This is a genomic window from Marinobacterium sp. xm-d-579, from assembly GCF_013282935.1.
GTDB lineage: Bacteria > Pseudomonadota > Gammaproteobacteria > Pseudomonadales > Balneatricaceae > Marinobacterium_E.
Genome location: NZ_WBYP01000001.1, coordinates 50,819 through 70,586, shown reverse-complemented (window position 1 = coordinate 70,586; position 19,768 = coordinate 50,819). Strand labels below are relative to the sequence as shown.

Below are 19,768 nucleotides of genomic sequence, written 5' to 3'. Positions count from 1 at the left end.
CCATCCTTACAGTGACTCGATGTAACGGCGAATTCGCCAAGCGGCTTCGACACACTCTTCAACCGTTGCTACCAGTGCCATTCGTACATATCCGGCGCCAGGGTAGAGTCCTGCATCTGTCTCACGCGAGAGGTAACGACCGGGTAGTACTGTTAGGTTTTGTTGTTCAAACAGTCCTGCGGTAAAAGCGTCGTCATCGATCGGTGTCTTCGCCCAAAGGTAGAAGCTAGCATCTGGCATTTTGACATCCATAACCGGTTCAAGAATCTCAAGAACAGCTGCAAATTTCTGACGGTACTGTTCACGGTTATCTTGGACGTGAGTCTCATCATTCCAAGCGGCAATGGAGCCTTTCTGAACCTGAAGTGGCATCGCACATCCATGGTAGGTGCGGAACAACAGGAACGGCTTGATTAGAGCGGCATCACCGGCGATAAAACCTGAGCGAAGTCCAGGCAGGTTGGAGCGTTTTGAGAGACTATGGAACACGACACAATTTTTATAATCGTGACGGCCAAGTTGCGCACAGACCTCTAAAAGACCTACGGGTGGGTTCGCTTCGTCAAAATAGATCTCTGAATAGCACTCATCAGAGGCTAGGATAAAGTTGAATTTATCCGCTAGTGCAATCAGCTTTTTGATGGTCTCTGCTGAGTGTACTGAGCCGCTTGGGTTGTTGGGTGAGCAGATAAAAAGCAGCTCACAACGTTCCCAAATATCATCAGTGATCGAGTCGTAATCAGGAATAAACCCATTCTCAGCCAGAGTGGGTAAGAAGTAAGGCTCTGCTCCCGCTAGGTAAGCCGCACCTTCGTAGATCTGGTAGAAGGGATCGGGTGATAGTACCAAAGCCCCTGGTTTACGATCGACTGCACACTGAGTGAAAGCAAAGATCGCTTCACGAGTACCCATTACCGGTAGCACGTTCTGCTCTCCGGTCAGGCTATCGCTTTTAAGTTTGAAGCGTCGTGTGGCCCAAGCGGCAATCGTATCGCGAAGCTCGGCACTGCCTTTGGTCGTTGGGTAGTTTGCAACAAGATCGACGGTTTCGTTTAACACCTTAGTCACACACTCAGGGGCAGGGTGTTTCGGTTCACCGATGCCCAATGAGATGTGCTCCATCTCTTGAGGTGGTCTTAGACCGCCCAATAGCTTTGCCAGTTTTTCAAAAGGATAAGGCTGTAGTAACGAAAGATCTCGATTCATAAACAGTGTCTCAAGCGACCAAGCGCTCTAGTCATTAAAAATGGGTGCGACAGTATAACGTAAGGCGGCGATCCAATAAATGGATCGCCGCCTTAGAACACAGGTCGTAATTTGCTTTAAGGTGTATCGACCGAGTAAGAGCTGATCGGTTTCATTCCTAGCTTCTCCCGACCCCCTTCGATCAGTGTCAGCAGGGATGGAACCACAACCAGGATCAACAGAGTGCCATAACCTAATCCAAATACGATGGCAGCCGCCATTGGGATCAAGAACTGAGCTTGAATGGAGGTTTCAAATAGGATGGGTGTCAGGCCGCCAATGGTTGTTAGCGATGTTAGCAGCACGGCACGTAGGCGCTGGCAGGAGGCTTCAATAGCCGCCTCTTTAATCGCCATACCCTGTTCACGTAACTTCTTGTAGAACGTCACCAAGACGATTGAGTCATTGATCACGATTCCGGAAAGACCGAAGAAGCCAAACAGTGACAGGATGGTCAGATCCAGTCCTAATACCCAGTGTCCCAATAGTGCGCCGGTCAATCCAAGCGGAATGGTCAGCATGATCGTGATTGGCCAGCTGTAGGAACCAAAGACCCAAGCCAGAATCACGTAGATCAGCACCAGTGCAATGACTAGGCCGGTTTTCATATCACCAAGGGTTTCGCGTTGATCACGGTTTTTACCCTCAAAGCTCGCGTCAACTCCATACTTACCGAGGATCTCAGGCATTACCTTCTGCTGCAGGTCAGCGATGATCTCATTGGCATTGTTGGCGCTCTCATCAAGGTCAGCCGATACGTTGATCGACAGAAGACCATCGATACGCTGCAGTGAATCGAAACCCTGACGTGCGGTGAAGTTGACGACGTTGGATACCGGTGTCACTCGACCATCCGGTAACACGATCGGTAGCTGACTGAGCGAGCTCAGCTGATTTTTCTGCTCATCGAGCATCTGAACGCGCACGCTGATCTCATCACGGCCCTCAAAGTAGCTCTGTACCTCTTGGCCATCAAAGGCAGCTCTTAACTGACGTCCAACCTGCTCGAGTCTTAAACCTGCCGCTTCACCAGCCGGAGTCAGGGTGTAGATTAGCTGAGAAGTACCAAACGGGAGGTCATCATCGATATTACTGAGCCCGTTATAAACCTTCAGCTTCTCTTGGAGCTCAAGTGAGGCTTGTTTCAACAGGTTGATATTGCTTCCCGTGAGTTGAACTTCAACTGGTTTGCCTGGAGGACCGCCTCGATCGACATCGATCGATAAGCGCTCTAGGCCGGCAGGTTGCTCAATGTTTTTGCGCAGTGCTCGTGTAAACGCTTTGGTCGAGACCTCTCGGTTGTCCCCTGGGGTTAGCTCAACCTGAATTGAACCATAGATATCCCCGCGTTTAGGCGACGCATTACGTGATGGTTGGGAGATGTTTTGGCGAATAAGTGCGAACTTAAGAATGCCGCCACCCAACTCTTCATCTGTTTTGTGAAGTTGATCTTCGATGTAGAAGAGAAACTCACTGACCTGATCACCACTGGTGCCAGAGACAAACTGAGTGTTGATCGAGAAGGTGTCTTGGTCGGTACTTGGGAAAAAGGTGAATTGAATTCGACCACCGACAAGCAAGCCAACAGCAAAGATCAGTACACCGACACCGGTTGCAATGGATGCCCAACGATAGTTGATTGCCGTTTCAACGAAGCGTCTGAAGATGCGGTCTCGGAAGTAGTTAAACCCATTATCCAGCTTGATTCGGATTTTCGATGGGTGTGCTGCATCCCCTCGTGCTAATGAGTGGTGGAGGTGGCCTGGCAACACCAAAAAGCTCTCAACCAGCGATGCGATGATGACGCAGATGATCACCAGCGGGATATCAAACAGAATGTTGCCAATGATACCGCCGATCATCATCAGTGGCAGAAAGGCCGCGATGGTGGTCATCGATGAGGCGGTCACAGGAGCGAGCATGCGAAGCGCGCCACCAACTGCGGCACGTCGAGAGCTCTCTCCCATCTGAGCATGTGCGAGGGTATCTTCACCAACGACAATCGCATCATCGACAATGATGCCCAGTGCCATGATCAGTGCAAACAGCGAAATCATATTGATCGAGCCGCCTACTAGGTAGAGCACCGCTAGGGTCGCCATGAATGAGGTTGGAATACCAATAGTTACCCAGAAGGCGACACGGCCGTTTAGGAAGAGGAATAGAATCAAGACAACTAGAACTAAGCCGCTAGCACCGTTTTCGATAAGAAGGTCGATACGGTCTTTGATCAGTGTCCACTGCTCATTGTAGGTCAGTAGTTCAACGCCTTCTGGCAGAGTGGGGCGGGTCTCTTCCAGCCAAGTGTTAAACAGATTGGCGGTCGTTAAACTGTTCTCTGATTCTGTTCGTTTCAGGCTCAGAACAATCGCTGGGTTGCCTTCATGGTAGAGGCGTACTTGATCCTCTTTGTCGCGCTGCTCGATCAACGCGATATCGCCAAGGCGAACCAGTTTGCCTTGGCCTGCAGTGATCAACGGTAGTTCTTCAAAGCCGGTAACATCGCGCTGTTGGCCTAAACTGCGAATTCTTCGAGCGCCATCATCCTGTGCTGCAACGCCCGCAGGTAGGTCAACTGAGCGTTGGCGAATTAATCCCGAAATATCGCTAAGCGTGAGGCCTAGTTGATTAAGGTTGTCTGGACTGAACTGGATAGCAATCTCTTGCTCTGGCATGCCGGTGAAATCGATTTTACGAATGCCGCGCTGTAGAAGTTGCTGCTCGTAGGTACGCGCCAGAGTTCTTAGCTCTTCAAGTGAGGCACGATCACTGGTGACGATCAGATCAGCAATGTTGTCGTATCGTGTCAGCAGCTGTACAACAGCATCTTCGGCATCAGAAGGCAGTGCTGAACGTGCGCCATCCATCTTCTGCTTTGCCTCTGACAGGGTGTAATCTACATCGGTACCGTCTTCAATCTCTAGACGAAAAACGGCACTGCCATCACGTGAAATGGCCGAGAGCTTTTTGATCCCCTCAAGCGCACGAAGCTCCTCCTCTACAGGAACCACGATAGAGGTTTGTACATCCTCAGCACTGGCACCGCTCCAGGGAACGGTTATGTTGATAATATCGAGCTCAAAGGTTGGAAAGAACTGGATGTTAAGACGGTTAAGGCCCAATAGACCGGCCGCTAACATCAATATCATTAACAGGTTTGCCGCAACCCGGTGGGTCGTAAATAGGCTGACAAACCCTTTAAGACCGGTTGCCTGACTCACTGTTTCACCTCAACCAACATGCCGCTGACCGCGTTGGGTAGCTGGGTTGTAATGATCTTATCACCGGCGTTGAGCTGATCGCTCTTGATCAAAATCTCACGCTTCTCATCTGAGTTAGTTCGATAACCTAGATGGTTGACTGTAACCGCTTCGAGTCGAGAGTCGGTGATACGATAGATGCGATCCGTGCCGTAAAGCGCCACTGGCGGCAGTGCGATGACATCATTCAGCTCTGGTAGCGTCAGTGCAACGCTGATGGTGCGACCAGGCTCGGGAAGGTAGTCTGAATCGACAAAACGGAACAGGCCATCCACACCGGTCGATCCAGTCGCAACTTCGGCACTGAGACGATCAAGTTCAAGTTCGAACTGCTGACCATCAATCTTTGCGACCGCCTCAAGGTCAGCGAGTGACGATTGGCTCTTGATAAGTGCTAGTGCACGGCTAGGTAGTTGAGCACGAACTTCAAGATCTGAATTTGGGTAGACAGAGGCAAGCGCATCATTGGCTCTTAGGCGGTCACCGACGGCAATTGAAATTTTGGTTGCACGACCATCGAAAGGTGCTTTCACGAAAGCGCGTTCGCGATCAAGCAGCGATTTATCTAACTGAGCCTGTGACTGGGCAATCGATGCTTTGAGTTGCGCAACGCGGTTGGGGTGGTCCGCTAAAGACTGCTTGCGAGATACAAGGCTCAATTGGCGCTGTTGGGTGTTCATCTCAGCGGTGTCGAGCTGCTCTTGGCTGGCGAGTTTTTTACCCGACAGGTTAAGCTGGCGCTGTTGAGAGCGTTGCGCAATCACTAGCATCTCTTCTTCAATCGCCAATGCTTTTTTATCGGTTTCAAAACGAAGCAGTTCTGCCGACAGTTGTGCTTTTAGAGCATCGATTTGGGCACGCTGTTGAGCGATTTGAAGATCGATGTCTCGGGTGTCGAGTTGAATCAGTAGATCGCCCTGTTTAATTGTTGCACCTTCGCGCACTTCAACCGATTGAACATCGGCAGCAATGGAGGCGCGCAGAACCACCTGGCGGGGGTTTTCAACTTCAGCATAGAGCTCAATCTCTGGCGCGATCGATTGAGGTGACGCGGCAATTGCATTGACGCTCCAAGATCGTTCCGTGATCGGTTTGGGTGGCATTTTGGGTTTGCTTGATTTTAACGAGATGAATCCAGCAATAGCGATGCCAAGAATGATGATTGGTAGAAGCCATTTCAGTAACCGTTTCACGGAGGCTTTTCTCCCTACGAAGTTAAATTAAAGTGTCAGTTAGTATACAGCTTGAGATCTACGTTCGCACAGCGAAACTGGACCGTTTCAATGAGATCAGGCAAGATTTTACAAAACTTTACCCAGCGTTTGAGAGTTCATGGAATTAAAATCGACTACTTATCATTTGGACGGTGACGACTATCGTGTCGCTTATTGGCAGAGTGGTTCTCCTTTGGCAAAAAAAGTGTTGTTTTGTGTTCACGGATTGTTAGGCCGTAGTCGTGATTTTGATGAGTTGATCGAAGCGCTAGGGGATGATTTTCTTTGTATTGCTATTGATCTGCCTGGACGTGGTCAGAGTGATTGGTTGAAACAACCTGAGCAGTACAGTCCAGAGAGCTATCTGCCGGCTATCAGTGCGGTGTTGAACGCTGTAGATAACCGGCCTGTCCATTGGGTAGGAACCTCCCTTGGCGGGATTCTGGCAATGGCTGCTGCTAGCCTGAAGATAGCCAACATTGAAAAACTTGTTCTGAATGACGTGGGTTGTCACATACCCAAAGCGTCTCTGCAGCGCATTGCAGCCTACGTTAAAGATCCTCTGTTTACTGATCAACAGGCGCTTATTAATCACATCAAATGCACTTACCCCAGTTTTCGCGATTTAACCGAAATGCAATGGCAACGAGTGGCTCAATATGGTTCGCGACAGGCTGATGATGGCCTGCATCTTCACTATGACCCAGCGATTGCCATTAACGTTCGCTTGGGTTCTAACGAAGACATTGATCTTATGCCATTATGGCAAACGATAGAGTGCCCGCAGATGCTGATTCACGGCACCGCATCTGACTTGCTGACGCAAGAGATTGTGGATGCAATGCTTGAACACAAGCCCGATTTGGAGTTGTTGCAGTTGCAGGGTCTTGGACACGCGCCGCCTCTAATGACGCCCTTTGAGGTCCAAGCAATTACAGTGTTTCTTAAAAGGAGTGATGCCTAATGGGCAGCATAGTGACCTGGCCTAAACATAGGTTGCCTGGTTCCCCAGAGATGAGAGCAAAGGCGCTTGATGCGGTCACTCGAGCATTTGCGCCGACCGTCGAATCTTTAGATGTCGATCTAGGTTTGAATGAGCTGTTTGAGCAGATCTACGTGCCCGTTGCTTGTTCTATATTGGATCGACTAACGCCGGGTTCCCCTTTAATTGTCGGAATTAATGGTGCACAAGGGGCAGGAAAAGCGACACTTTATAACCTCCTAGAGGTGATTCTCACCGAGGGTTTTGGATTGAAAGTAACGGGGTTTTCAATCGATGATCTCTATCTGACGCGTGCTGAGAGGGACGCGTTGGCACAGTCCGTTCACCCTCTTTTAAAGACACGTGGAGTGCCTGGTACCCATGATGTTGATTTGGGTATAGAACTATTAAATCGACTCAAGCACGCGGGGCCAGACGACCTTACTCGGATCCCAATTTTTGATAAATCGACCGATGAGCGTGTACCAGAACAGATGTGGCAAGAGTGGCATGGTTCTGCGGATGTCATTATTTTTGATGGTTGGTGTGTCGGTGGTATTGCCGAGCCTGAAGAGTCGCTCGCTTCACCTATTAATGAGTTAGAGACCCTCGAAGACCCTGAGGGTGTCTGGCGACACTATGTCAATCAACAGCTGGCAACCTCTTATCAAGAGCTGTTCAGCTTCTTAGATATGCTCGTCATGCTCAAAGTGCCCAACATGCAGGCGGTGTACGATTGGCGTACGGTCCAAGAGCAGAAACTCAAAGATCGAGCCTCATTGCTGTATGACGAGATAGCACCTGCAGACCCATTGCGGATTATGGATGGCACTGAGATTACACGCTTTATTGCTCACTATGAGCGATTGACGCGCTGGATGCTCGATGAGATTCCAACACGAGCGGACATTACGTTAGCGCTGAATGCTAACCACAAGATCGAGAAGATTATACTACCTTAAATAGGCAGAAATGGAGCTGTAGCAACACTTAGAACAATTCGATTGATGGTTCGATCTGTCGTCTGCGCAACAATCTCAGCGAGCATATCCTGAGTGGCAATCATCTTCCCGAAGAGTCGCTCGTAGCTGAGGTTAATCACTCCCTCATTCATGCTGTCAGTCAGAATGAACAGTTCGCCACTTGATGTTTTGAAGTTGTGCAGTTGCCAAGCGATCTTCTCTAAATTACGTGCCGAGTTATACAGTTTTTGTGAATCGATCTCGTTGAGCATAAAGAACTCTTCACGGTAGTTGTATGAGGCGTGAACCATACCTGTGATAGCGACCATTAGAGCGAAGACTCGGTCCCCTTGATACTCCTCATCAAAAGCCAGTTTGAGCGCATCAACTCCGTATAGGTGATTGAGTTCTGGATGACTGATGGGTCTGGGGTAACTTAAAAGCTGCTTCAGGCGCATCTCAACGGTCGTACCAGCGGCCGCTTTTTTGAGTTCGCGTGGGTTGCGTTTGTAGAGTTTGATGGTGAGTTCACGACTCATCGCGTTGATCGTCTTAATGTGTTGATCGACGATCATATCGACTTCAGACTTGGCGAGATTCTGCAGGCGAAGCTCTTTGTTTTGAACACCGACACAGCCGCTAAGAGCGAGTGCCATGATGAGCGTCACTATTTGTGCAGTTCTAGCCATTTGAGCTGGGATCCTGATCAGATACCGGTAATAATATACTTAGATAAGAGTATAACGCTCGAAAATCTGAATGATAGGAGTTTCGATGTCGACAACCCAATTAAGTGATGTGCGTCGTGAATACCTCGTGGCAGGTCTTCATGAAGATAATTTAGTCAGAGATCCGATTCAGCAGTTTGATGCATGGATGCAGGATGCATTGGCTGTGGATCCTAAAGATGCTACCTCTATGACTCTGGCGACCTCTGATCAGTCGGGGATGCCCAGTGCGCGTATTGTTCTGTTAAAAGAGTTTAGTTCAGAAGGGTTTACCTGGTTTACTAACTATTCGAGTGAGAAAGGGGAGCAGTTAGCGGCCAATCCGCAAGCAGAACTTCTTTTCTACTGGCCGATGTTAGAGCGTCAAGTTCGCGTTCGCGGACAGGTTGAAAAGATCGATCGCATTGAGAGTGAAACCTACTTCCACTCTCGCCCAGTGGGTAGCCAGAGAAGTGCTGCTGTGTCTCATCAAAGTCAGCCAGTCGAATCTCGAGCTGTGCTTGAACAAGCGGTCAATCAGCTGTCAGATATGACTGAGGTTCCGTGTCCCGATAACTGGGGCGGTTATCGACTTGTACCGACCCGTTTTGAGTTTTGGCAAGGGCGTGAAAGTCGCCTGCACGACCGTTTTCGTTTTGAACCATCAGACACAGGTTGGGTCGTTACCCGCCTGCAACCTTAAGGATTTTGGATAATGAATATTTGTAAAGATGCTTACGTCACCTTTCACTACGCCATTGTAAGTGATGAGAGTGAGGTAAAAGATGGTTCGAGAAATGATGAACCGCTCACCTACGTCCATGGTTACAAGATGCTGGTGCCGGGTCTTGAGCAGGCGCTAGACGGGCGATCGGCTGGTGATCATTTTCAGGTTCTTGTAGAAGCGGGTCGCGGCTATGGCGAACGTGATGAGGAGCTGTTCGATGTACTTCCTCGTGAGGCCTTTGCTGATATGCCAGGTTTGCAAAAAGGGATGTTGGTTCAGCTAGAGGATGAAGATGGCGAGCCGCGCTTGGGTCGAGTTGCAGAGATCGATATCCGCGAGGTGAAGGTTGATCTTAACCACCCATTTGCAGGGCAGGATTTAAACTTTGATGTTGAGGTGATTGATGTCCGCATGGCCACTGAAGAGGAGCTAGCCGAGTTAGCCGAGTAATATTGCTATTGGCTATAAAACAGACCCTGTTAAATCCGAATGTTCTTGAGTCTGCCCTGCAAGCTTGAGTTATATCAATATATTGTTGCCGCCTTCGAGTTACAGTTATTAAAACTTGATAACTAGGAGTAACGAAATGTTCGGTATTGATGCATACACTTTTGAAACAGTTTGGCCAAGCCTTCTAGGTGTGGCTGCAATGGCAGGTGTAATGACTTGGGGTTTCTTCAAAGTGAAGAAACTGATGAACGAAGATCAGAAAAAGTAATCACTTTACATTCCTCTTCATGTCAGTAGTCTAAGCCTCTTCTTTAAGGAGGCTTATGGCTGCTTACTTCTCCCCAGTCGATCGATTTGAGTATGAGATCGAAGTCAAAAAAAGTCGTTTCATAGCGACCGCAATCCCTCTTAGTTCCACTGATGCACTCTATCAGCTGCAATCAGAGATGCAGCGTCTGCACCCTAAAGCCAGCCACCACTGTTTGGCCTATATTTTAGGCGCACCTCAGGCACCTAAGGCCGCTGGCTCCAGTGATGACGGCGAACCCAGTGGTACAGCGGGTAAGCCGATGCTTAATATCCTCATGCATAAAAATTTGGGAGACATCGGTGTCGTCGTGACACGTTACTTTGGTGGCACTAAACTGGGAGCCGGTGGGTTAATTAGAGCCTATGGTGCCTCGGTTAGTGAGCTCTCAGAACATCTGCCGACCATTGAATGTGCTCCTAAGATTGAGTGCCAGATCCGATATCCTTACGAGCTAGAGGCTGACATTCAACAGGTCATCGCTGCCGTAGCGGCTGAAGAGCTATCGGCTAGCTACACAGAGATAGTAGATAAAACACTGTTAGTTGAATTGGCTCAAGTAGAGACCTTCAAAGTTGCGATTTTGGCTCTGGAGTATAGAGGTGTGGCGCTAACGCTAGATGCATAAAAAAGGGGCGCAATCTTAGATTGAGCCCCTTTTGAACTATCGACGTCGCTTAAAGGTTTCTAATCGACTCTAACTGTTTCTCTAGTTGAACTTTAGAGCGTGCTGCATCATCAGCCTTAGCGCGCTCTTTAGTCACAACAGCTTCAGGTGCGTTGGCAACAAACTTCTCGTTAGACAGTTTCTTATCAACGCGGTCAATCTCAACTTGTAGGCGATCAATCTCTTTCTGAAGGCGGGCCATTTCAGCCTCTTTATCGATCAGATCCGCCATAGGAACCAACAGTTCCATTGCGCCAACCAGCTGAGTCGCGGCAAGAGGTTTATCATCACCTTCGTTTAGGGTCGTGATGCTGCTCAATTTGGCTAGTTTCATCAAGAATGTTTGGTTCTCAGCTAAACGACGAGTGTCTTCACTGCTGCAGTTAGATAACAGAAGTTCAAGATCCTGTGATGGTGCAATTTTCATCTCACCACGAATGTTTCGAACCGCTGTGATCACCCCCTTAAGCCACTCGATGTCGGCTTCTGCTTGCTCGTCAATCTTCTCTTCTGATGCAACAGGGAACTCCTTAAGCATCAGTGTCTCACCCTCAACGCCAGCCAGACCTTTGATCGTCTGCCAGATCTCTTCAGTAATGAATGGCATGATAGGGTGGCTTAAACGGAGGATCGTCTCAAGAACGCGAACCAGTGTACGACGTGTGCCACGTTTAGCCGCTTCAGACGCTTGCTCATCCCATAGAACAGGTTTTGACAGTTCTAGGTACCAGTCACAGTACTGGTTCCAAATAAAGTCGTAGAGTGTCTGTGCAGCAAGGTCAAAGCGGTACTCGTCTAGCTGTTTGGTGACGGTCGCTTCCGTGCGTTGTAACTGGCTGATAATCCAGCGGTCAGCCAGTGAGAGTTCCACTGGCTCTTGATTGTTGCCGCAATCTTCACCTTCGGTGTTCATCATGACATAGCGGGCAGCATTCCAGAGTTTGTTACAGAAGTTACGGTAACCCTCTAGTCGCTTCATATCCCAGTTGATATCACGACCCGTTGAAGCGAGTGCTGCTAGTGTAAAGCGCAATGCATCAGTACCGTGCGCCGTAATGCCCTCAGGGAACTGTTTCTCAGTACGTTTGCCGATTTTCTCGGCTAGCTGAGGTTGCATCATGTTGCCGGTACGTTTTTCCAACAGATCTTCAAGTGAGATGCCATCGATCATATCGAGAGGGTCAAGCACGTTACCTTTCGATTTCGACATCTTATCGCCGCTCTCATCGCGGATAAGACCTGTCACATAGACGTTTTTAAATGGCACTTGAGGTTTGCCGTTTTCATCTTTCATGAAGTGCATGGTCATCATGATCATGCGAGCAACCCAGAAGAAGATAATGTCAAAACCGGTTACAAGGGTGTCGGTAGGGTGGAAGGTTTTCAAACGTTCCGTGTTTTCCGGCCAGCCAAGAGTACCAAAGGTCCACAGTGCCGAGCTGAACCAGGTGTCTAGTACGTCATCATCTTGGTGGAGCTCTACATCGGCCGCCAGGTTATATTTTTCACGCGCAGCTTCAGCTGAATTCGCAACGTAGACGTTACCCTGAGCATCATAGAATGCAGGAATTCGGTGACCCCACCACAGCTGACGTGAGATACACCAGTCTTGAATGTCACGCATCCAAGCAAAGTACATGTTTTCGTACTGCTTAGGGACAAATTTAATGTCGCCATCTTCAACTGCTTTGATCGCTGGCTTAGCCAGTGTCTTAGCATCACAGAACCACTGATCGGTTAGCATCGGTTCAATCACCACACCGCCACGGTCACCGTAAGGAATGGTCATCGCATTCTCTTCGATCTTCACGAGAAGGTCGAGCTCTTCCAGTTCAGCAACGATGGCACGGCGTGCAGCAAAACGTTCCATGCCACGATATTTCTCAGGTAGCGATGGATCGATCTCTTTGTTAACACTGCCATCGAAGTTAAAGGTTTGAGCCTCATCACGAATATCTGCGTTAAGGGTCAGAACGTTGATCATTGGCAGCTTGTTACGCTTACCCACTTCGTAGTCATTGAAATCGTGCGCCGGTGTGATTTTTACACAGCCAGTCCCTTTTTCCATGCTGGCATGTTCATCGGCAACAATCGGGATGCGACGACCGACTAATGGCAGTAGGATCTCTTTACCGATTAGGTCATCGTAGCGTTCATCTTCAGGGTTGACTGCGACACCAGTGTCACCCAGCAGTGTCTCTGGACGCGTGGTACCCACGACAATGTAATCTTTACCCTCTTTGGTTGTCACACCATCAGCAAGTGGGTAACGGATGTACCACATTTTGCCAGTCACTTCGCGGTTCTCCACCTCAAGGTCGGAGATTGCTGTGTGAAGTTTAGGATCCCAGTTAACGAGGCGCTTACCACGATAGATTAAGCCGTCGTCGTAAAGGCGTACAAAGACCTCTTGAACGGCATGGTAAAAACCAGAGTCCATAGTGAAACGTTCGGTTGGCCAATCGACAGAGTTACCTAGACGACGCATTTGGCGGGTAATGGTGCCACCCGATTCGCCTTTCCACTCCCAGACTTTTTCAATGAACGCATCGCGACCAAGATCGTAACGACTCTCGCCGGTCTCAGCAGCTAGTTTGCGCTCAACTACCATCTGAGTGGCGATTCCTGCATGGTCTGTACCAACCTGCCAGAGCGTGTTGCGGCCCTGCATTCGACGGTATCGAATTAAAGTATCCATTAGGGTGTGCTGGAAGGCGTGACCCATATGCAAGCTGCCCGTGACATTTGGCGGTGGGATCATGATTGAGTAGGCATCACCTTCACCTGAAGGTGCGAAAAAGCCTTTCTCTTCCCAGTCTTGGTACCACTTTTGCTCGATTGCTTGCGGTTGATACGTCTTATCCATGAGGTGCTGTAGTCTCTGTTTTCAAGTTCGGTAGCAGAGGATAGCTCCTCTCTACTTTTGGAAAAAATTTAAAGGGTGGGAGTATACCCTTTGAGAGCCCTTATAGACAGTGGTTGAGCGGTTCTTTATTCGCTCTGCAACGCTTCTATAGGTTCGATTTTGGCGGCTTTCAGGGCGGGTATTAAGCCACTGAGTAGTCCTGTTGCTGCTGCAATCAGCAGTGAAATAACTAAGAAAAGAATATTCGGTTCAAGAGGTAAGCCTGGGAGGAGCTGCCTAAAGCCGTAAATTGCAGCATAAGCAGTCAAAATACCTCCGATTCCGCCGATGATTGAGAACATAATCGCTTCGGTCAGAAAGAGCGATGCAACTGTTTTTTTACTGGCGCCTAAAGCACGTAGCAGTCCGATCTCGCTGCGTCTCTCATCAACCAGTGTCGACATAATGGTTAGAATGCCGATTGACCCGACCAGTAGGGAAATGGCCGCTAACCCTATCAGTGCAATTTTTAATACGTCTAAAATCTTATTGAGCGTAGAGAGCATCTGATCTTGGGAGGTCAGTGTGAAATCCTCTGCGTTGTGGCGCAGGCTCAGGTGCTCCTTAATTGATTGCATCAGTTGATCCGTTTTGCTGTTGGCTGAAAACGTGACGTCAATCTCCATCACGCCATCTCTGTTGAATAGGGTGAGTGCTCTCTGGGTGTCGATATAGACAATATCATCGAGGTCAAAACCCAACATTTGTCCCTTAGATTCGAGTACACCTAACACCCGATAGCGCTCGCCACCAACCCTGATAAATTGCCCAAGTATTGGCTGGTTACCGAACAGTTCACTGGCTACTTTTGCACCAAGAACTGCGTAGGGTAGAGGGGTTCGCCCCCGGCTGTCAGGTAAGAAATGCCCCTTCTGAATGGTGAAATTCCAGGCGTCAGGCATGCTGTAACTGACGCCAAGAATATCCACATGACGGACGCGATATTGATACTCAATCGCTCCGCTACCCTGAATAACGGGCACTACCTGTCGGATACCCGATAAGGTTTTAAGTGATTGGGCGTCGTCTAGCGTGAGCGGGCGAGTATTGGCGATGAGGCCACCGACGCCCCCCGTCTGTGTACGTCCCGGTGTAATAGCGATGATTCGGGTGCCAAATTGAGAGAAGCTATTGAGCATATAGTTTTGCAGGCCACTGCCTAAGCTGGTGATCAATGTCACCATAAAGATACCGACTGTAATGCCTAAGGCGGTCAAAAAGCTCTTTCTAATATCGACGGTCAGTGTCCCCGCTGCCAGTTTGATGAGATCAGCGATAGGCATTCATCTCACCTCGCAATGCGGCAACGGGATCGACCGTTGCAGCCTTTTTGGCGGGTAGCCAGGTAAAAATCAGAGAGACCGTGAGTGATACTAAAAGAGCGGCCAGTGTTGCCATATAAGGGATAGCAAAAGGAAAGCTTGGCCAAGTCAGATGAATGGCATACAGCGAAGCTATGCCTAGACTAACACCGATTATGGCTCCGGTTGTGGCTACTAAAATGGAGTCCAAGAGGAAAATGGAAGTGACGGTGTTATGTGAGGCGCCAAGTGCTTTGAGTAACCCAATTTCTGGAACCCGTTGTGAGACACTGATCAGAGTGATGTTCATGATCAATATGCCAGCCACTAATAAACTGATGCTAGCAATCGCGATGACGACCAGGGTGAGCTTGTTCAATAGGTCACTGAAGGTGTTAAGTAGAGAGTTTTGAGTCACGATAGTGATGTCTCTTTCACCTTGATGTCGCTCCATTATCAGCTGCTCTATAAGCTGCTGACTCTCTTCAATCTGTTGATCTGATTGTAGTTTGATTAGCATCCTGAAGAGTCCGGGAGCGTTAAAAAGGGTTTGAGAAGAGGTGACAGGAATGAGGGCAGTCTCATTCATGTTGGTACCAAAGTTGATGCCGCTGGGCTCGATAATACCAATGACCCGGTAGCGTCGATCAGAAAATTTGACCCACCCACCTAAAGCGTTTCCATTAGGGAAAATCTCCTGAGCAAGCGTGCTACCTAGTAGGGTGACTGACGCTGCCGTATCAACATCCCTTTGCGTCAAATTGGTTCCGGTTTTTACGGGTATTCCAAAGATAGTAAGTAGGCTTTGGTTGGTCCCAAGTACGATGATCTCCCGATTTAAACCGTTGCTATGAGCCTCGGTAATACCTGCAATAATCGGAACGATTTCATTCACTTGTGGCAGTTTATGGATAGCCTTTGCATCATCAAGGGTTAAGTCGCGAGTTCCCTCCCCAGTCACTGGAGGGATGCCGCCTTCCGTCTCTTTGCGCCCTGGAAGAACGATTAATACCTCTTTCCCTAGCAGAGAGAACTCCTGATAGACAAACTGTCTTGCTCCCTCCGAAAGACCGGTTAATAGAACAACGGACATGACTCCGATGCTTACCGATAGAAGTATCATCAACGCTTTAAATGCCTGCCGAGAGTAGGTCGCTAGGCTGTACCGAAGATGATCAATCAAGAGCACGGCTATCCCCTCTTTTTGATCTCTAGGAGTTGACCATCAACCATAGTTATCTGGCGTTTTGCTCGGGCGCCAAGATCACTGTCATGAGTCACCACTACTAGAGTAATTCCTTGGCTGTTTAGCGTTTCAAGCAGGTTAATGACCTCCTGACCTGATGCGCGATCAAGATTACCGGTCGGCTCATCGGCGAGAAGTATTTTAGGTTGAGTGACCACAGCGCGCGCTATGGCAACACGCTGCCTCTGGCCACCAGAGAGTTGCTGTGGCTTGCGGTTAAGAAAATCTTTTAATCCCAGGGTTTTCAGTAACTCGGAGGCTTTTTCTCGGCGTTGGCTGGCAGGAATCCCTTTAAGAATTAACGGCAACTCAACGTTTTCCAACGCCGTTAGTCGATTGATGAGATGATAGGCTTGGAAAACGAAGCCGATATTGTCGTTTCGAAATCGAGCCTTTTCTGCTTCGTTTAATTCAGTCGTTGCAGTGCCATCCAGACAGTATTCACCGGAGTTTGGTGAATCGAGCAGTCCTAATTGATTGAGTAGTGTGGATTTACCTGATCCAGAAGGGCCCATGATACTGAGGTAGTCACCTGCCTCGATATCGAGTGTGAAATCCTGAAGCGCATTCACCGTTTCACTGCCCATTGGATAGCTTCTACAGAGATGCTTAAGCTCGATCATTGTGGAATAACTCGTCGATTTAGAAGGTTTTCAACATCATTGGTGTTCTTCAGGAAACGGTCATTTAAATCGAGTCCTTCCGTCACCTCGCTCCACGTCCAGTTATAGGCGCCGACTTTAATAGGTCGAATTTCAAGCTCATTGGTTTTTTCGTTGAATATCACGATTTCAGATCCGCCAATGACAGATTCGGTAGGGACCCTTAACACACTGCCTGTTGATGAGGTCACCACTTCGATATCAGCACTGTATCCCACTAAAAGCGTCATATCTTCATCAGGATTGATAAAGGCAGCCTCGACTTCAAGCGTTCTTGCCTGCTTCTCATTGTCAGAAATTCGAGAGCCTAATTTGCTGATGACACCATCAAAGATTTCACCTCTAAAAGCATCTAGGGTTATACGGGCGTATTGACCTATCTTAAGTCGGGAGGCCTCGACCTCATCAATTGGGGCGGTCACATAGAGGCAGCTGGTATCAAGCAACTCAACAGCCGCTGGCGTCATGATGCCTGGAGGTGAGGGGGTCAGGTATTCACCGACTTCACCGTTGATCTTGCTAACGGTACCGGCAAACGGAGATTTTAGAGTACGCTGGTTCTGATCAATGCTAAGAAGATTAATTTTGTCTGCCGCGAGTTTTGATAGTGAACTTTGATACTCGCAGATATGAGCACTGCTGGCTGATTCGCTATTTAGTTGATCAAATCGTTCGTTTGAAATGAGCCCTTTCTCTTTAAGGGACTGACCTCGGACGAGCTCGCGTTTTGCAAGATCCGCCAGTTCGCAGGCTCGTTCCTCTTCGATCTTAGCGGCTTGATACTCCCCTTTGGATAGTTTTATTTGAGCCCTTTGAACATCACTGTTTAATGTGAGTAGGGTCTGATCTTTTTCGACCACCTCGCCCTCAGCAACATTGATTGACTCTATGATGCCCCCAATGGTTAGGGATAAGCTCGACTGACGGCAGGGGGTGATGGATCCCGAACGACTGTTAGCGGCGATCTGCTCGACTGCGCCCTGTTCAACTTGGACTAACTCAACGCTGATTGGAGGCTCTGGCCAAAAGAGCGAGTAGCTGATCACCGCAGCAGCAAGAATGAGGAGAATAAGCAGTTTTTTCATTGAATATCCTCCAAAGGACAAATTTAAGATCGATCTCTAAGATCTTGCCTCTGTAACTCCCAGCCGGCTGCTTTTCGCATGGCCCATGAGTGTCGTGTGGCCGCTAGTACCGTTTCGGATTGAGTGACAATCTCGATGCAGCGAGAAGCTGATTGACAACCCTCTGGTGCGGTTAAACCTAGATTGATAAACAGATCAATAGGTTCTGAGGGCAATTCACCACAGGCTATAGAGACAGGCGATTTAAGTTCAGTACCCAGTATGGCATGCGGTACAAAGCTGTCCGATCGAAAATTCCACAAAGTCTGATCTAGCTGATGTAGATCAGCTTCATTTTCAGTGTGTATATGGATGCGTTGGCCAAGGGATAAGGCTTTTTCACAGAGTTTACACGCCAGCAGTTCACGACTGTCGTGATCACTGCTGGGGAGTATGTAGTAGTCTGCGCGAGGCACGTTTAGGCCTCAATCTGCTCAGCAATATCGAGAAGATATTGCGTCAGCATAGGAACACAACGTCCCGTTGCCCCTTTGGCTTTGCCGCTATTCCAAGCAACACCGGCTATATCTAGGTGAGCCCAGCTAACCTCTTTGGTAAAGCGTGATAGGAAGCAGGCCGCGGTAATGGTCCCTGCAGGTCGACCTCCGATGTTAGCCATATCGGCAAAATTGCTATCCAGTTGTGATTGGTACTCGTCCCATAAAGGTAGCTGCCAGCCACGATCGCCAGCAAATTCACCTGCATCAAGCAACTTAGCTGCAAGCTCATTATCGTTCGCAAGAACTCCCGTTGCTTGATGTCCAAGTGCAATAATACAGGCGCCTGTCAGGGTCGCGACATCGATGACGGCTTGAGGATTGAACTGTTGCACATAGGTCAAAGCATCACAAAGTACCAATCGGCCTTCAGCGTCGGTGTTAAGGATCTCTACTGTTTGACCTGACATGGTCGTTACCACGTCACCTGGTTTAGAGGCTTCACCTGAAGGCATGTTCTCAGCCGCAGCAACGATCGTAATAAGGTTCAATGGCAAGTTCATCTCTGCCACTGATTCGAAGGCACCTAACACGCTGGCTGCACCACACATGTCGAATTTCATCTCGTCCATCTCAGGGCCTGGTTTCAATGAGATGCCGCCGGTATCGAAGGTGATGCCTTTACCAACCAGAGCATACGGAGCCTCATTAGCATCCTCTGCACCTTGGTATTTCAATACAATGAGGCGAGGCGGAATGACACTGCCTTTGCCGACGCTTAGAAGCGCACCCATACCCAGCTCTTCTATCTGTTTCTCATCTAGAATGTCACAGGTGACACTGTCGAACTCTTCCGCAAGATTTTGAGCATGCTCTGCCAAGTAGAGAGGTGTACAGATATTGCCTGGCAAATTACCCAGCTCACGAGCAGTTGATACCCCATTGGCGATAGCAACGCCATCCAGAAGGGCACCCTCTCCAAATTCAGTATCTTCCTCAGGTAGGTGGATATGAATGTGCTCAAGTGTTAATGCAGGTGCAGACTTGGATTTGGTGGTGTCGTATTGGTAGAGCGCGGCCGACGAAGCTTCTACTAGAGTTCGTGTGTCACGGTAGATGTCGTCGCTATTGCCGCTGATCCGATCCAGGGCAAAGCAGAGTGTTTTAACACCCAGAGTTTTGATGGTATCCACCGCGCTTTTAATCAGTTGCTGCTGTTTGATGATGGTTCGTTCACTCTGTGCCCCTACACCAGCTAACAGGATGCGCTTAGTGTTGATACCAGGAAGGCTGCGCAATAGAAGCAGAGAGCCCTGTTTGCCGGAAAAATCACCCGATGCAACAACATCGCTTATGGCCCCTGAACTGGCTTTATCAATCGCTTTAGCCGAGTCCGAAAGTTCACCGTCTGCCGCAATCGCAATAACGATACAATCTGCTTCTACACTCTCAATCGATCCGTTAACGATCTCAAAATCCATTTCTGTTTCCTCTAACAAGACAAGCACTTAGGTTTAGGTGATAATGTGCCCTACAGTATCGCATCAGTTTGAAATCCATGCACCTAGTAGG

Annotated in this window: 17 protein-coding genes; 6 read left to right on the top strand and 11 right to left on the bottom strand. The window is 48.8% G+C overall.

What is annotated here, in order from left to right:
• Positions 1–6: 6 nt before the first annotated feature.
• The 3 genes from dapC to XMD579_RS00335 all read right to left on the bottom strand — a co-directional run bounded on the left by dapC (position 7) and on the right by XMD579_RS00335 (position 5,698).
• Positions 7–1,206, bottom strand: a complete 1,200-nt coding sequence (dapC, locus tag XMD579_RS00345; protein ID WP_173480662.1) for a succinyldiaminopimelate transaminase — start codon at positions 1,204–1,206, stop codon at positions 7–9.
• A gap of 116 nt (positions 1,207–1,322) precedes the next feature.
• Entirely contained in the window at positions 1,323–4,466 is a 3,144-nt protein-coding gene (locus XMD579_RS00340; RefSeq protein WP_173480663.1) for an efflux RND transporter permease subunit, read from the bottom strand.
• Entirely contained in the window at positions 4,463–5,698 is a 1,236-nt protein-coding gene (locus XMD579_RS00335) for a biotin/lipoyl-binding protein (protein ID WP_173480664.1), read from the bottom strand. Before XMD579_RS00335 ends, XMD579_RS00340 begins: the two co-directional genes overlap by 4 nt.
• 139 nt (positions 5,699–5,837) lie before the next feature.
• On the opposite strand from XMD579_RS00335, the gene XMD579_RS00330 reads away from it, so the two are divergent.
• Both XMD579_RS00330 and XMD579_RS00325 read left to right on the top strand, forming a co-directional pair.
• On the top strand, positions 5,838–6,683 hold the full coding sequence (locus XMD579_RS00330) for an alpha/beta fold hydrolase (protein WP_173480665.1): 846 nt from the start codon (positions 5,838–5,840) through the stop codon (positions 6,681–6,683).
• Positions 6,683–7,663 carry a hypothetical protein gene (locus tag XMD579_RS00325; RefSeq protein WP_173480666.1) on the top strand — a complete coding sequence of 327 codons (981 nt, stop codon included), beginning with the start codon at positions 6,683–6,685 and terminating at the stop codon, positions 7,661–7,663. The genes XMD579_RS00330 and XMD579_RS00325 overlap by 1 nt, the downstream gene beginning before the upstream one ends.
• On the opposite strand, the gene XMD579_RS00320 is transcribed toward XMD579_RS00325, so the two are convergent.
• Entirely contained in the window at positions 7,660–8,352 is a 693-nt protein-coding gene (locus tag XMD579_RS00320; protein ID WP_173505621.1) for a hypothetical protein, read from the bottom strand. The two genes, XMD579_RS00325 and XMD579_RS00320, sit on opposite strands and share 4 nt — an antisense overlap.
• An 85-nt stretch (positions 8,353–8,437) precedes the next feature.
• Here XMD579_RS00320 and pdxH point away from each other — a divergent pair, with 85 nt between their 5' ends.
• The 4 genes from pdxH (at position 8,438) to XMD579_RS00305 (ending at position 10,482) form a co-directional block, all read left to right on the top strand.
• Positions 8,438–9,073, top strand: coding sequence for a pyridoxamine 5'-phosphate oxidase (gene pdxH, locus XMD579_RS00315; RefSeq protein WP_173483552.1), 636 nt, complete (start codon positions 8,438–8,440; stop codon positions 9,071–9,073).
• A 12-nt stretch (positions 9,074–9,085) separates the two neighbouring features.
• Positions 9,086–9,547, top strand: coding sequence for a peptidylprolyl isomerase (locus XMD579_RS00310; RefSeq protein WP_173480669.1), 462 nt, complete (start codon positions 9,086–9,088; stop codon positions 9,545–9,547).
• 136 nt (positions 9,548–9,683) lie between these two features.
• The gene (locus tag XMD579_RS11405; RefSeq protein ID WP_256423100.1) at positions 9,684–9,815 is read left to right on the top strand and encodes a hypothetical protein; all 132 of its coding nucleotides are present in this window, start codon (positions 9,684–9,686) and stop codon (positions 9,813–9,815) included.
• 55 nt (positions 9,816–9,870) lie between these two features.
• Positions 9,871–10,482: a YigZ family protein gene (locus XMD579_RS00305; protein WP_173505620.1), complete on the top strand. Its 612-nt coding sequence runs from the start codon at positions 9,871–9,873 to the stop codon at positions 10,480–10,482.
• Positions 10,483–10,531: 49 nt separating this feature from the next.
• On the opposite strand, the gene XMD579_RS00300 is transcribed toward XMD579_RS00305, so the two are convergent.
• The 7 genes from XMD579_RS00300 to XMD579_RS00270 all read right to left on the bottom strand — a co-directional run bounded on the left by XMD579_RS00300 (position 10,532) and on the right by XMD579_RS00270 (position 19,677).
• A complete protein-coding gene (locus XMD579_RS00300; RefSeq protein ID WP_173505619.1) occupies positions 10,532–13,387 on the bottom strand; it encodes a valine--tRNA ligase in 2,856 nt (951 codons plus the stop codon).
• A gap of 125 nt (positions 13,388–13,512) precedes the next feature.
• Complete coding sequence (locus tag XMD579_RS00295; protein ID WP_173480672.1) at positions 13,513–14,709, bottom strand: ABC transporter permease; 1,197 nt, start codon at positions 14,707–14,709, stop codon at positions 13,513–13,515.
• Positions 14,696–15,916 (bottom strand): ABC transporter permease, encoded by a 1,221-nt coding sequence (locus XMD579_RS00290; protein ID WP_371731409.1) that lies wholly within the window; start codon positions 15,914–15,916, stop codon positions 14,696–14,698. Before XMD579_RS00290 ends, XMD579_RS00295 begins: the two co-directional genes overlap by 14 nt.
• A gap of 2 nt (positions 15,917–15,918) precedes the next feature.
• The gene (locus XMD579_RS00285; protein ID WP_254443720.1) at positions 15,919–16,560 is read right to left on the bottom strand and encodes an ABC transporter ATP-binding protein; all 642 of its coding nucleotides are present in this window, start codon (positions 16,558–16,560) and stop codon (positions 15,919–15,921) included.
• A 32-nt stretch (positions 16,561–16,592) separates the two neighbouring features.
• Positions 16,593–17,720: an efflux RND transporter periplasmic adaptor subunit gene (locus tag XMD579_RS00280; protein ID WP_173483557.1), complete on the bottom strand. Its 1,128-nt coding sequence runs from the start codon at positions 17,718–17,720 to the stop codon at positions 16,593–16,595.
• Between the two features lie 23 nt (positions 17,721–17,743).
• Positions 17,744–18,175 carry a DNA polymerase III subunit chi gene (locus XMD579_RS00275; protein WP_173483558.1) on the bottom strand — a complete coding sequence of 144 codons (432 nt, stop codon included), beginning with the start codon at positions 18,173–18,175 and terminating at the stop codon, positions 17,744–17,746.
• A 2-nt stretch (positions 18,176–18,177) separates the two neighbouring features.
• Entirely contained in the window at positions 18,178–19,677 is a 1,500-nt protein-coding gene (locus tag XMD579_RS00270) for a leucyl aminopeptidase (RefSeq protein ID WP_173505618.1), read from the bottom strand.
• Positions 19,678–19,768: the final 91 nt, after the last annotated feature.